This is a genomic window from Legionella sainthelensi (assembly GCF_900637685.1).
GTDB lineage: Bacteria > Pseudomonadota > Gammaproteobacteria > Legionellales > Legionellaceae > Legionella > Legionella sainthelensi.
The window spans coordinates 620,275-632,937 of the sequence record NZ_LR134388.1 but is presented as its reverse complement, the minus strand read 5'-3'; the positions used below and the strand labels follow the sequence as shown (position 1 = coordinate 632,937).

The following is a 12,663-nucleotide window of genomic DNA, read 5'->3' as shown; positions in this document are numbered from 1 at the left end:
TAATATTGATTTATCTTATACTAACATGGAGAGTTTGAAATGATACCCGTCAAAGGCTACGCTGCTCACAGTGCAAAAGCCCCCCTTACTCCTTATTCTTTTGATCGTCGAGAAGTCGGTGAACACGATGTTTTAATTGATATCCATTATTGTGGTATTTGTCACTCAGATATTCATCTTGTGAGAGGCGAATGGGGTGGTAGTATATTTCCAATGGTTCCCGGTCATGAGATTATTGGTCTTGTCAGCCAAATAGGCTCTTCTGTTACTCAATTTAAAGTAGGTGATCGAGTTGGTGTTGGTTGCTTTGTAGACTCCTGCCGCCAGTGTGAAAACTGCCATGAAGGATTCGAACAGTTTTGTGATAAAGGCATGACTTTAACGTATAATTCTACAGAACCAAATGGAAATGATACTACCAAAGGAGGTTATTCCACTAAAATAGTTGTGGATGAACATTATATTTTAAAAATTCCATCAAACCTACCCCTGGATGCAGCGGCCCCCCTTCTCTGTGCAGGAATAACTCTATACTCTCCACTAAAGCATTGGCAAATAGGTCCTGGAAAACGAGTGGCGATTTTAGGTTTAGGAGGTCTTGGGCATATGGGAGTAAAGCTCGCCCATGCAATGGGGGCTGAAGTAAGCGTACTGAGCCATTCACTGCATAAAGAAGCTGATGGCAGACGTATGGGGGCAAATCATTTTTTTGCCACGTCCGATCCAAAAACTTTTGAACGATTAACTAATTATTTTGATCTCATCATTTGTACTGTCTCTGCCAAAATAGATTGGAATGAGTATCTTAAATTACTGAAACGTGATGGAACTATGGTGGTGGTGGGTATTCCAGAAGAGCCAGCCCAGATTAATTCATTTTCTTTGATAGAACGCCGTAGAAATTTAGCAGGTTCGTTGATTGGCGGCATCAAAGAGACTCAGGAAATGCTCGATTTCTGCGGCAAACACCACATAGTCTCTGACATTGAGTTAATTCCTATGCACAAAGTTAATGAAGCCTATGAGCGTGTTTTGAAAAGTGATGTTCGCTACCGCTTTGTTATTGATATGGCCTCACTTTCATAAAATGGACGTAAATTTAGGCTAAAAAATCTATTTAGATCCAATTCTATCTTAAAGAAATAATCCTCTCTCCGTGAAAAGATTATTTCTTTAAAACGAGACAGTCAATGTCTATGGCAAACAGATATATTGGGCTCATCTATGTTTCAAATCAACATTACAGCTAAGGTACTGCCGTCATTGTTGCAGTTCCAAATAAGCTCAAAATTAAAAATGTTAAAAAAATCACGATAAATAAAAAGAAGAGTACTTTCGCAATGCTAGTGGCTGTGGATGCAATACCTCTAAAACCAAACAGGCCTGCTACTAGAGCAATAACTAAAAATATAAGAGCCCACTTTAGCATGATAATCTCCTTATCGAGAAAATGAATTCTTTAAAATCCCTCTCATCGAGAATTTTATGTCAAAATCTGCGTCCTCATGCTGTGAGAGAAGCAGTCTCATGTAGGCATGAATGGCACCTTAATTTTGATTATAGCTGAAAAAAGAAATAACCTAAAAACGCTGTGAAATCATGGAGAATAACGCTAGAGGTAAGTAAGTTTACAAACCTGTAGCAATAGGATTAACTCCAATATTGGGATTAATGCCACAGTCATCAAGAATTTTAAGTAAATTATTTCCTCTTTTGGTTAAGCGTTTAATACAATATTCTTCAAGATAACTTTTCAAAATGTATTCATATTCTGGTAAGGTCAAAACTTTAAGTATTTTTTCGGCCATTTCTAAGTCGTGTTTCTTCCCATAATCGCAAGCCTGAAATAAAACACCTCCTAGCATCGCGGCAAGACTTGCCTTACGGGTTGGCCCTGCCAAATGAAACCGCTGAATGCACTCATCGATTGCCCTATCCTTATCCCACACTACCCACTCATCATAAAAAGCAAGAGCCGGGCTAGAATTAAACTGATTCGTTTTTTCCAACTCTTGAATGGCATAAGCCACTGCAACTATCGCCTGGATATTAGCCCAAGAACAATTACCACTGATCTGTGAGCTAATAGGCATTTTTGCTACGGGAACTAATCCTAATTGTTGATTAATCGTTTGATGAAAATAAGTTCTTGCTTGTTTTTTATATAAAAAATCGTGCAAAAAGTAACTGTCGAAAGCTTCTAATCTTGTGATCTTATAAATATTGACACTACCTTCTTTTAGGCTATTTTCACCCCTATCAATTTTTGCCCACCACTGCCCCAAACGAATAAAACCCATAGCATGACCACGACTGGCTGCAGGCAGAATTAACATGGATGCGTTTACGAGTGTTTGCAGCCGGACAAGATGTTGCCTGTCCAAAAATGGCAAATGCTGATATTGCAAAAGTTCTTCGGCAATAGTAAATGCATCAATAATAGCATGGGCAAAAGGGAAATATTCTCGTAAATGTCGTGTTGAAAAACTATTAATAAAACGCCTTAAAGCATCTTTTATTGCAGAAACAGTAAATTCTAGAATAAAACCTTCATAATCCAGTTCAATAAATTCATCCTTGGCATTAACTATATCAACATCTCCTTGTAACTCGAACCTATGACCCAAAAGTTTGCCATTAATGAAATCCAGCGCAAAATCAAGCTTTGCACCATTATTATAGAGCAAGTGTTTGAGTACATCTTGGCCACGAAGTACCGGATAGACTAATACAGAAAGCCCATTGCGTGTATAGGCATTAGGGTCTGCTCCATGATTCAATAACAGACGTGCAAACGCCACATCGTTATTATCTACAGCCCAATGCAACGGGGTACGTCCAGTCACATCAGTCTTATTCACATCCACTTTACGAATAATTAATTGCTCTGCAATTTCGACTTGACGAGTAATAGCACATTCAATTAAAGGGGTAAAACCATACTCATCAATGTCATCTAACGACTCTCCTGCCCGAAGATAAGACTCAAAGTCAGGCATTTGATGACTGATTATGTCACTTGCAATGGTCATTGAGGTCCTCTAGGTCTAGGTGTATTTGTAAATTTGGGCATATGCCCTAAACGCAGTTGCTTTTCTTGCTCTTGGTTGCGTCGTTCATTATCAAACTCTCGTCTAGCCTCAGTATTTAAAGGAGGTTCGGGATTTAAAGGCGAGTCAACGCCATCAAAACGCTGACTGTTTAACTCTGGATGTTGTAAAATGCTATTTTGCAACTCGCCTTCAGGGCTAGGCTGCGCTTCTTGGTTAGAATGCTCACGTGCTTTTACCGATGCCAACCGCCGCTCCCCTTGCTGTTCGGCTAAACGTCTTTGTCGTTCCATTGCCTTAGTTTCCGCAATTAAAATGGATTCTTTTTCTATACGCGAAAGCTCAGGCAACTCATAAATTTTTTTAAGCAAAACATATACGGCGTTAATCCCACCATCTTTAGGATTTGCGCTATGAAAAGCAGCTACCTCTGCAATTTGGGGCAACCAATGATTAATTAAATTCTTTAATAGAGGAAAAGCATTTTTACGACTTTCTGTGCCATGAATAATAAGTAGTGAATATTTCTTATTTTTTATCTGCTTGTGAATAAATTTTAACAAAGCCTTACGGGCATCTTCCGCCTGTAACCCCGAAAGATCCAACTTTGCATCCCAATGAATTTGACCTGTTTTTAATTCATGAAATTGCTTACCCGATATGCTCGGCGTTACATAGGATAAAACAGCATGAGCAAGAACCGGCTCTTCAATATCATCAGTTAAATAATATTCGTTTAGCATATACTTCAAAATATCCAATTGCGTTAATCAAAGTATAACTTAGGTTATAAAAAGTAGGAGGATTTTTTAAGCATTCTAATCATCACTCAAAATGAATGATTAAGAAAAAGTCAACCTTCTCACATCAAGGAGAAAGTGACCAAAATCGCCAATAGATACTTTTATTATAGCATTTATTTATAAATGCTTGGATTTGAGCCTATCGCAGCTCGAATCCAAGTGCGTCATGAAAAAATCAAAAATAAGCGTGCAATTACAAAAATTCTCTTTGTAAAATTTCCGCAATTTGCACCGCATTAGATGCAGCACCTTTACGAATATTATCTGCCACAACCCATAAATTTAACCCATTTGGATGCGAAATATCAGCACGAATTCGACCTACAAATACTTCATCACGGCCTATGGCATTTTTTATTGCCGTTGGATAACTTGCTTTACTTATATTATCAATTACCTTAACACCCGGTGCTTTAGAAAGAATAGTACGAGCCTCTTCTGCGGTCATTGCTCTTTTTAGTTCTATATGGATAGCCTCTGAATGTCCATAAATAACAGGGACTCGAACAGCAGTCGGATTAACCATAATATGCTCGTCTTCCATAATTTTACGTGTTTCCCATACCATTTTCATTTCTTCACGGGTATAACCGTTATCTTCAAATTGATCAATATGTGGAATCGCATTAAAAGCAATTTGCTGGGGGTAAACATTGACATGAGGAGGCTTACCATTTAATAAATCACCCACTTGTGAAACAAGTTCACTAATCGCTTTTTTTCCAGTGCCCGAAACAGACTGGTATGTAGCAACATTGATACGAGAAATTCCTGCAGCATCGTGTAAAGGTTTTAAAGCAACAACCATCTGGATGGTGGAACAATTGGGATTAGCAATAATACCTCTGTTTTTATATTCGGCAATACGATGAGGATTTACCTCTGGAACAACAAGAGGAATATCGTCCTCATAACGAAAACATGAGCTATTATCAACAACGACACACCCACTAGCAGCAGCTTTGGGAGCATACTCCTTAGATACAGATCCTCCAGCAGAGAATAAAGCAATATCCGCCTTGCTAAAATCAAATTCTGCTAGATCTAAAACATCTAATTCATTGTTTTTAAAAACTACTGTTTTGCCAACAGAGCGAGAACTTGCCAAAGGATAAAGAGTCTTTACAGGAAAATTTCTTTCTTCCAATACCGTTAAAAAAGTTTCTCCTACAGCACCAGTAGCCCCCACAATGGCTACATTTAATTCTCTACTCATTATAACCTCACTCTATATTCTATTAAGTTTATCCTTTATAGGTCCATACATCCTACCATAGCCCACCATAGATTATCCCTTTATTGCCTTATGCCTCAAATAATGATCCATTAATACCAAAGCCATCATTGCTTCGGCTATGGGTACCGCTCTTATTCCTACACAAGGATCATGTCGTCCCTTAGTTACTACCATAACCTCTTCCCCAAAAGTATTGAGTGTTTTTCCCGGTGTAGTAATGCTTGATGTAGGTTTTAATGCAATACTTACTTCTATATTTTGTCCCGTAGAGATACCCCCTAAAACTCCACCTGCATTGTTAGTCAAAAAGCCCAGATGCGACATCTCATCTCGATGGACTGAACCAAGCTGATTAACAGCAGCAAAACCCGCGCCTACTTCAACACCTTTAACCGCATTAATTGACATCATTGCATAAGCTAGCGTCGCATCCAATTTATCAAACACGGGATCGCCCAGCCCTACAGGCACATTACGAGCAATAACTTTCACTCGAGCGCCAACTGAATCCCCATTTCTTCTTAGTTGTTCCACCGCATCCGCAAGATTCTGAACTTGCGTCTTATTAGGGCAAAAGAAAGGATTATTATGAGTCTCTGCTTCATCATCAACGCTTAAAACCAAATCCCCCATTTGTTGTAGGTAACCCACAATGTCAACTTTTAAATGATGACGTAGATACAGACGAGCAATTGCACCAGCCGCGACTCGAGCCGCAGTTTCGCGTGCTGAAGATCGGCCTCCACCTCGATAGTCCCTATGGCCGTATTTATGATGATAGGTAAAATCGGCATGCCCTGGGCGAAATAGATTTTTGATTTCTTCATAATCTCTGGAACGTTGATCGGTATTTGGAATCAACAAAGCAATCGGAGCACCTGTTGTTTTTCCTTCAAATACGCCAGAGAGAATTTGTACTTTATCATCCTCTCGTCTTTGTGTAGTGTATTTCGATTGACCCGGTTTGCGTTTGTCAAGAAAAGGTTGAATATCCTCAGCTTGCAACGCTAATCCCGGTGGACAACCGTCTACGACACAACCAATAGCTGGACCATGGCTTTCACCAAATGTAGTAACTGTAAATAAAGTTCCAAAAGTATTACCTGACATTAAAATACTCATCGAGTTGTTGTTTCGTTAATAAAAACACGCCATGCCCGCCCTGACACATTTCCAACCATGTAAAGGGAACATGCGGATATGCCTCACATAAGGCCTCTTCACTATTCCCTACTTCTACAATCAAAATACCGTGTTCACTTAAGTAGGCATGAGCATTTTGCAAAATGCTTTCCACAATGCTCAAACCATTATTTCCAGTTTCTAAAGCGAGAACCGGTTCATGACGAAACTCATCAGGTAAAGTTTGCATCTCCTCTTTGCCTACATAAGGAGGATTGCAGACAATTAAATCATAGTTTACTTGTGGTACTTTGGTGAAACAATCAGACTCAATTAAAGTAAGTTGGTCTTCAACACCTAATTGCTCACGATTTATTGCAGCAACAGCAAGCGCTTCACTAGAAATATCCGTAGCATCAACTTGAGCCTCAGGAAAAGCATAACAGCAGGCAATCGCAATGCACCCACTACCGGTACATAAATCCAAAATACGATGAACCTTATCGGCATCGATCCACGGAGAAAATTCATTTTTAATCAGTTCTCCTATAGGCGAACGCGGAATTAAGACGCGTTCATCTACATAAAAGGGTAAATCACAAAAGTAGGCTTCTTTTATTAAATAAGGCACTGGGACACGCTGATTAATGCGTTTTTCCAATTGCTGACATAAATATTTTTTTTCACTTGTAGTCAATCGGGCATTTAACCAATTAGAATCAATCTCATAGGGTAATAAGAGACTTCTTAGAATTAAAGAATGCATATCATCCCAGGCATTATCCGTACCATGACCATAAAATAAATTAGCATCCATCGCACAGGACACACTAAACCGTAAAAAATCTAAAATAGTAATTAACTCTTCCGTTTCTTTAAGTATATAACTGCTCATAGGGGTTCATTCTCATCCAGAAAAAGTACAAATTGTACCCTATGTTAAGTAACAAATGTAGCCTGGCAAAGCAACCCCGTACTCAGGAATTTTAACGATCCCTAGGGTTTATACCTACCTAAATTTCAAGATATACTTAAATATAACCTTTAAATTCTAGCAAAAAATGGCTGATAATTTTGTGTCTGATGAAGACAAGGCGCTTTTTCGCGAATGCATGCGCTCAGTAAAACCACTTCATGAAAAAACAAAACGTGTCATCACACAGACGCAAGCGCCAATACACGCGCAGAAAAATACCTGCAAAGAAGAAAAAAAAGAATATTACTTATCGGATATGATTATTGACACAGTCCTTTCTGAAAGTATTCTTTCGTATGCTCAACCCAGTCTTTCACAGCAACGATTCAAAGCATTAAAAAAGGGGCAAATCCCTTGGGAAGCTCGATTAGACTTACATGGTCTAAAAAGTGAAAAAGCGAGAGAAATGCTTTGTCAATTCATTCATACCCAAGCAGAACAGGGCAAAAGATGCTTATTAATTATTCACGGCAAAGGAGGAATTCAAGGTGCCCCCCCTGTAATAAAAAATCTCCTTAATCGCTGGCTCCCTCAAATGAATGAAGTTATTGCCTTTCATAGTGCACTCCCTAAAGATGGCGGCAGTGGAGCAATCTATGTTCTCCTGAAAAGAAAAAAATAAGATCCGTTAAGATCGTACATGATCCTCATCCTTTACTTGCGTTCATTCTCTATTCTGGTGATAATTCGCTACATTAATAAAACATCAAGAGCGAAACATGGAACATTTAGGTCAATTTATTATAAATCACTGGCAACTATGGTTAGCCCTAATTGTGATTTTGCTGTTAACCTTTATTAATGAATTAATCACCCAAAAGAAAAAGGCGAAAGAGCTGACGCCTCAAGCAGCTGTCGATTTGATTAATAATGAAAATGCCGTAGTGATTGATTTTCGTGACAAAGAAGCATTCAAACAAGGTCATATTATTGATTCTATAAATGCTAAAAGTGAAGATTTTGAGCAACAAAAAATGAATAAATTCAAAAACAAACCTATTATTTTAGTCGGAGCTCGAGCCCTAGATACACAAAACATCGCGAAAAAAATACAAACACAAGGTTATCAAGCTTTAGTACTTAGTGGGGGAATTGCTGCCTGGCAAGAAGCAAATCTACCCCTGGTGAAAGGAAAATAAGGCAATGGCTGAAATAATTATGTACAGTACTGGCTATTGTCCGTACTGCACCAGAGCACGAGAGTTATTCCACAAGAAAAATGCTGTGTTTACTGATATTCGTGTTGATTTACACCCTGAATTACGTGAAGAAATGATAACCAAAAGTGGTAGACGTACAGTGCCACAAATTTTCATCGATGACCAACATATTGGGGGCTGCGATGACTTATATGCCCTGGATGCCCAGGGACAACTCGATCAATTACTAAGAGGATAGCGATACTATGAGCGAACAAGCGAACCAGATTCCACAAAACAATGAAACCCAATTTATGATTCAAAGAATTTATGTCAAAGATTTATCTTTTGAAACACCGAATACTCCTGCAGTTTTCCAACAACAATGGGAACCTGAGCTGAATCTCGACCTGAATACCACTACGACAAAACTCGAAGAAAATGTTTTTGAAGTTGTATTAACAGTAACTGCCACAGTGACTAATCAAAAAAGTACTGCCTTTTTAGTTGAAGTCAAACAAGCAGGTATTTTTACTATCCAGGGTGCGCCAGATAATCAATTGGACCATCTTCTAAACAGCTTCTGCCCCAATATCCTATTCCCGTACGCGCGAGAAGCAATAACAGCTCAAGTTATTCGTGGCAGCTTCCCGCAACTAGTACTAGCGCCTATTAATTTTGATGCTTTATACATGCAACAACTTGCAGAAAAACAAAAATCAGCTCAAGCTAATGAAGAAATCGCACACTAAAAATAAAATCATCTACGAAAATAGATAGGTGCGCCACTATTAAATTAAAAAATCGTTATTCCCGCGTAAGCGGGAATCTATTTTTTATGAAGAAATTAATTTAAGATATTCCTGGTTTTGCTTGTCAGGCATAACTGCAACTTGTTTAAGAACTTTAAAAATGAATCAAAAAACAATTGCCATATTAGGTGCAGGATCTTGGGGCACTGCCATTGCAATACATCTTGCTCATATAGGACATAGAGTTCTATTGTGGGGACATGACCCTCAGCAGGTCGCTCTTATGGCAGAGAAAAGAGCAAATCATCGTTACCTGCCCGACATTAATTTTCCTCAAACCCTTTTTCCTACTCATGATTTTGCCTACTGCCTCAAGGAGGCGGAGTACGTGATTATCGCTGTACCATCCCACGCATTTGCTGAAATTATCGCGAAAATTCCCCAGACACTCCAAGGCTTAGCCTGGCTCACTAAAGGGATTGATCCGCAAAATCATCAGTTATTAAGCGAGTTAGTCTCTAAAACTTTCGGCTCTTCTTTTCCTCAAGCCATTATTTCTGGCCCCTCCTTTGCCAAAGAAGTGGCCTGTTTATTACCTACTGCAGTAACTTTAGCCTCTAACAATCCAGAGTATCAAAAAAACATCCAAAATTTACTTCATCATCGTAACTTAAGAGTTTACTTAAGCAATGACCTTATAGGCGTCCAAATTTGCGGGGCAATTAAAAATGTTTTGGCGATTGGTTGTGGAATAAGTGATGGTTTAGGTTATGGTGCAAATGCTAAAGCTGCTTTAATCACCCGTGGCTTAGCAGAAATGGAACGCCTGGGACTTGCTTTAGGCGCACAACCAGAAACGTTTCTTGGCTTAGCAGGTGTAGGGGATTTAGTATTGACGTGTACCGATGATCAATCCCGTAATCGTCGTTTTGGCTTACTTCTTGGGCGCAATATAAGTATTACTGAAGCAGAGCAACAAATTGGGCAGGTAGTAGAAGGAAAAAGTAATGCATCCCAAGTCTGTTTCATAGCAAAGCAACATCAAGTAGAAATGCCTATCTGTGAACAAATTAATGCCCTTTTACAAGGAAAAATTAGTGCTAAAGAAGTAGTGCAAAACCTCATGAATCGCCCCCCCAGAGAAGAATAAATCTCAAAGTGAGTGCGACATGAAGGATTCCATTATATCGCTTTATAAAACAGGATTAGAAAAACACCACTTAGTCAATAACATGGGTATCATACAGTACTTGATTAATGAAGTTTCAAAAGCCCACTCTACTGAAGACTTGATTAAACTTTTTTCAAATTATCTTAATTCAGACAGAGCTCAATATGGAACCATAAGCTTGAATTCACAATTATCTGATTGGAAAAAAAATCTTGAAAATCTTAAGTCGGTTCAACAACAAATTCGTGTTGAATTAGGTAAAATATCAATCACATCCAGAAATAAAAACATCATTTTACTTCTTAAAGAAATCCTATCTGACTCTAATTTATTGTTACATAATCACATAATAAAATTCTTGAATATACTTAACAATAACTCCATATCGGAGCTGATTGGTTATATAGTACAAATACCCATTGCCCCCAAACCAAAAAATCCTCCAACCGACTCCTTAATTGCACAAACACCTAGAAGTGAGCAACATGCGGAATGTCTCGTTTTATTAAATAACTTAGCATCAGTTCAAGACAAAGAGCGTTTATGGGAAACGGCAAACTGTTTATTGCAAACATCACTGATTATGTATCAAGATTTGGAGTTTTTAGAGGTCAGCCTTGATGATGATAATGATGAAAAGAATTTGCAAAAAATAGATCACAACTGTTGTTCTCTAATGTAAAAAACCACCAACTGAAATACACCTCTCTATATCACTCTCTGCAAAAGGCTGATGAGCCCCTGATAAATACGTCACCTTCCGCAAAAGCGGAAGGTCGATAGTAGCAATAACCTTGGCAGTAGCTTCATATAGAAATATATATTCAATAGCCCCCCTGCTTTCGCAGAGGGTGACGGACTCCTATACATGCGCTACCTTCCGCAGAGGGTGACGAACTCCTATACATGCGCCACCTTCCGCAAAAGGCTGACGGGTTCCTACACATGCTTCACCTTGCAGAATATATTCAATAGCCCCCCTGCTTTCGCAGAGGGTGACGGGCTCCTGTACATGCGTCACCTTCCGCAAAAGGCGGAGTAGCTCCTCTACATTCGCCACTTTTTCTGGAAAAGCGGAAAGTCTATAAAAGCATCAATTGTAGTGACGCGGTAATATATAATTAACAAATATCTTCATATAAATCCCGCCATAAAGGATTAACAGACTCAATTAACTCAATCTTCCATGTTCGCGAGTATTTCTTTAATCTTTTTTCTCGTTTAATTGCCTCTAGGACATCTATGTGTTGTTCATATTCATAGTAGACAAGGCGCGTGCAGTTATATTTTTTTGTAAAACTCTCAACGAACTTATTTTTATGTTCCCAAATTCTTTTAACTAAATCTGTGGTTACCCCAATGTATAACGTTCCGTTTTTATGATTCGTTACAATATATACGTATGAATATTTTTCCATAACAACATCTTGTCCTACAAGTGCTCCCGTTTTTAGCCCCTGCTTTTGCAAAGGTTTGCGCTACATACGTCACCTTCCGTGAAAACGGAAGGTCTAAAAGCAACAACCCTTGCTAGAAAACTCTTCTTGCTGCATCCCTTTAAGAGACTGGCTAATACCGAGCACGTTAGCATTATCCCCTGACATCAACCAACTCAATATCCTCCAATGCTAAGGGCTCACCTAAAAATATCTCACCAACAGTCTGAAAGCGTTTGATCGAATCCGTGACTAAATAATTGACTCTCCGATACAGCGAAGGCACATCATTGAGTAAATCCTGCTTTTCTAACAGACGATATAATGCAATTGCTGTTGCATGTGCTGAATCAACTATGCTCACGCCTTCAGGTAATATGCGCGTCAACAATGACTTGAACACAGGAAAGTGCGTACATCCCAACAACACGGTATCTTCATGCGTAAAATCATCCAAATAATATTTTAAAGCTTCGCGTGCGACTTGATTATTAACCATTCCTTCTTCTGCTAAAGCGACTAAAACACTACAGGCTCGAGTATTAATGACTGCGCGTGGTAATTGCTGGGCAATGAGCTGTTGGTATGCATTTGAAGCAATCGTTGTTTCCGTAGCCAAAACAATAACATGATTATTTTTAGTCGCCGCAACTGCTGCTGCAGCACCTGGAGCAACAACACCCAATACTGGCATGTCCGGTAACATGGATTGCAAATAGGGCAATGCCGCTGTAGTTGCTGTATTACAGGCTATAACCAAAGCTTTAATACGTCGCTCTACCAATAGCTTAGCCATTTGCATTGCATATTGTTTTACCGTATCGGGACTCTTAGTACCATAAGGAAGACGTGCTGTATCTCCCAAATAGACAAATGATTCTTGTGGTAACCCCTCTCGTAAGGCACGTAAAACCGTTAGCCCCCCCATCCCGGAGTCAAATACACCAATTGCTAATTGGTTTGTATTCAATTGTATT

Annotated in this window: 15 protein-coding genes; 7 read left to right on the top strand and 8 right to left on the bottom strand. The window is 39.0% G+C overall.

Annotation, left to right across the window (positions count from 1 at the left end; all coding sequences use genetic code 11):
* The first annotated feature begins 39 nt into the window (after positions 1–39).
* Positions 40–1,086 carry an NAD(P)-dependent alcohol dehydrogenase gene (locus EL220_RS02820; RefSeq protein WP_027270778.1) on the top strand — a complete coding sequence of 349 codons (1,047 nt, stop codon included), beginning with the start codon at positions 40–42 and terminating at the stop codon, positions 1,084–1,086.
* 160 nt (positions 1,087–1,246) lie between these two features.
* Here EL220_RS02820 and EL220_RS02815 read toward each other — a convergent pair whose 3' ends face one another.
* The 6 genes from EL220_RS02815 to prmB all read right to left on the bottom strand — a co-directional run bounded on the left by EL220_RS02815 (position 1,247) and on the right by prmB (position 7,107).
* Positions 1,247–1,429, bottom strand: coding sequence for a DUF1328 domain-containing protein (locus EL220_RS02815; protein ID WP_027270777.1), 183 nt, complete (start codon positions 1,427–1,429; stop codon positions 1,247–1,249).
* Positions 1,430–1,628: 199 nt separating this feature from the next.
* Positions 1,629–3,032, bottom strand: coding sequence for a Dot/Icm T4SS effector AnkH/LegA3 (ankH, locus tag EL220_RS02810; RefSeq protein WP_027270776.1), 1,404 nt, complete (start codon positions 3,030–3,032; stop codon positions 1,629–1,631).
* Positions 3,029–3,793: a Smr/MutS family protein gene (locus EL220_RS02805; RefSeq protein ID WP_027270775.1), complete on the bottom strand. Its 765-nt coding sequence runs from the start codon at positions 3,791–3,793 to the stop codon at positions 3,029–3,031. Before EL220_RS02805 ends, ankH begins: the two co-directional genes overlap by 4 nt.
* A 253-nt stretch (positions 3,794–4,046) precedes the next feature.
* On the bottom strand, positions 4,047–5,069 hold the full coding sequence (locus EL220_RS02800) for an aspartate-semialdehyde dehydrogenase (RefSeq protein WP_027270774.1): 1,023 nt from the start codon (positions 5,067–5,069) through the stop codon (positions 4,047–4,049).
* A gap of 72 nt (positions 5,070–5,141) precedes the next feature.
* Positions 5,142–6,200 (bottom strand): chorismate synthase, encoded by a 1,059-nt coding sequence (aroC, locus tag EL220_RS02795; RefSeq protein ID WP_027270773.1) that lies wholly within the window; start codon positions 6,198–6,200, stop codon positions 5,142–5,144.
* Positions 6,190–7,107 carry a 50S ribosomal protein L3 N(5)-glutamine methyltransferase gene (gene prmB, locus EL220_RS02790; protein ID WP_027270772.1) on the bottom strand — a complete coding sequence of 306 codons (918 nt, stop codon included), beginning with the start codon at positions 7,105–7,107 and terminating at the stop codon, positions 6,190–6,192. The genes aroC and prmB overlap by 11 nt, the downstream gene beginning before the upstream one ends.
* A 166-nt stretch (positions 7,108–7,273) precedes the next feature.
* Here prmB and EL220_RS02785 point away from each other — a divergent pair, with 166 nt between their 5' ends.
* The 6 genes from EL220_RS02785 to EL220_RS02760 all read left to right on the top strand — a co-directional run bounded on the left by EL220_RS02785 (position 7,274) and on the right by EL220_RS02760 (position 10,932).
* The gene (locus EL220_RS02785; RefSeq protein WP_027270771.1) at positions 7,274–7,810 is read left to right on the top strand and encodes a Smr/MutS family protein; all 537 of its coding nucleotides are present in this window, start codon (positions 7,274–7,276) and stop codon (positions 7,808–7,810) included.
* A gap of 97 nt (positions 7,811–7,907) precedes the next feature.
* Positions 7,908–8,327 (top strand): rhodanese-like domain-containing protein, encoded by a 420-nt coding sequence (locus EL220_RS02780; protein WP_027270770.1) that lies wholly within the window; start codon positions 7,908–7,910, stop codon positions 8,325–8,327.
* A gap of 4 nt (positions 8,328–8,331) precedes the next feature.
* Positions 8,332–8,586 (top strand): glutaredoxin 3, encoded by a 255-nt coding sequence (grxC, locus tag EL220_RS02775; RefSeq protein WP_027270769.1) that lies wholly within the window; start codon positions 8,332–8,334, stop codon positions 8,584–8,586.
* A 7-nt stretch (positions 8,587–8,593) separates the two neighbouring features.
* A complete protein-coding gene (secB, locus tag EL220_RS02770) occupies positions 8,594–9,079 on the top strand; it encodes a protein-export chaperone SecB (RefSeq protein WP_027270768.1) in 486 nt (161 codons plus the stop codon).
* Between the two features lie 160 nt (positions 9,080–9,239).
* Positions 9,240–10,229: an NAD(P)H-dependent glycerol-3-phosphate dehydrogenase gene (locus tag EL220_RS02765; RefSeq protein WP_027270767.1), complete on the top strand. Its 990-nt coding sequence runs from the start codon at positions 9,240–9,242 to the stop codon at positions 10,227–10,229.
* Positions 10,230–10,248: 19 nt separating this feature from the next.
* Entirely contained in the window at positions 10,249–10,932 is a 684-nt protein-coding gene (locus EL220_RS02760; RefSeq protein WP_027270766.1) for a hypothetical protein, read from the top strand.
* Positions 10,933–11,371: 439 nt separating this feature from the next.
* On the opposite strand, the gene EL220_RS02755 is transcribed toward EL220_RS02760, so the two are convergent.
* Positions 11,372–11,668, bottom strand: a complete 297-nt coding sequence (locus EL220_RS02755) for a GIY-YIG nuclease family protein (RefSeq protein WP_027270765.1) — start codon at positions 11,666–11,668, stop codon at positions 11,372–11,374.
* 172 nt (positions 11,669–11,840) lie between these two features.
* Positions 11,841–12,656, bottom strand: a complete 816-nt coding sequence (murI, locus tag EL220_RS02750; RefSeq protein ID WP_027270764.1) for a glutamate racemase — start codon at positions 12,654–12,656, stop codon at positions 11,841–11,843.
* Between the last annotated feature and the right edge of the window lie 7 nt (positions 12,657–12,663).

Coding starts and splice junctions, on each gene's coding strand:
- EL220_RS02820 (WP_027270778.1), top strand. CDS start 40: ATGATACCCGTCAAAGGCTACGCTGCTCACAGTGCAAAAGCCCCCCTT.
- EL220_RS02815 (WP_027270777.1), bottom strand. CDS start 1,429: ATGCTAAAGTGGGCTCTTATATTTTTAGTTATTGCTCTAGTAGCAGGC.
- ankH (WP_027270776.1), bottom strand. CDS start 3,032: ATGACCATTGCAAGTGACATAATCAGTCATCAAATGCCTGACTTTGAG.
- EL220_RS02805 (WP_027270775.1), bottom strand. CDS start 3,793: ATGCTAAACGAATATTATTTAACTGATGATATTGAAGAGCCGGTTCTT.
- EL220_RS02800 (WP_027270774.1), bottom strand. CDS start 5,069: ATGAGTAGAGAATTAAATGTAGCCATTGTGGGGGCTACTGGTGCTGTA.
- aroC (WP_027270773.1), bottom strand. CDS start 6,200: ATGTCAGGTAATACTTTTGGAACTTTATTTACAGTTACTACATTTGGT.
- prmB (WP_027270772.1), bottom strand. CDS start 7,107: ATGAGCAGTTATATACTTAAAGAAACGGAAGAGTTAATTACTATTTTA.
- EL220_RS02785 (WP_027270771.1), top strand. CDS start 7,274: ATGGCTGATAATTTTGTGTCTGATGAAGACAAGGCGCTTTTTCGCGAA.
- EL220_RS02780 (WP_027270770.1), top strand. CDS start 7,908: ATGGAACATTTAGGTCAATTTATTATAAATCACTGGCAACTATGGTTA.
- grxC (WP_027270769.1), top strand. CDS start 8,332: ATGGCTGAAATAATTATGTACAGTACTGGCTATTGTCCGTACTGCACC.
- secB (WP_027270768.1), top strand. CDS start 8,594: ATGAGCGAACAAGCGAACCAGATTCCACAAAACAATGAAACCCAATTT.
- EL220_RS02765 (WP_027270767.1), top strand. CDS start 9,240: ATGAATCAAAAAACAATTGCCATATTAGGTGCAGGATCTTGGGGCACT.
- EL220_RS02760 (WP_027270766.1), top strand. CDS start 10,249: ATGAAGGATTCCATTATATCGCTTTATAAAACAGGATTAGAAAAACAC.
- EL220_RS02755 (WP_027270765.1), bottom strand. CDS start 11,668: ATGGAAAAATATTCATACGTATATATTGTAACGAATCATAAAAACGGA.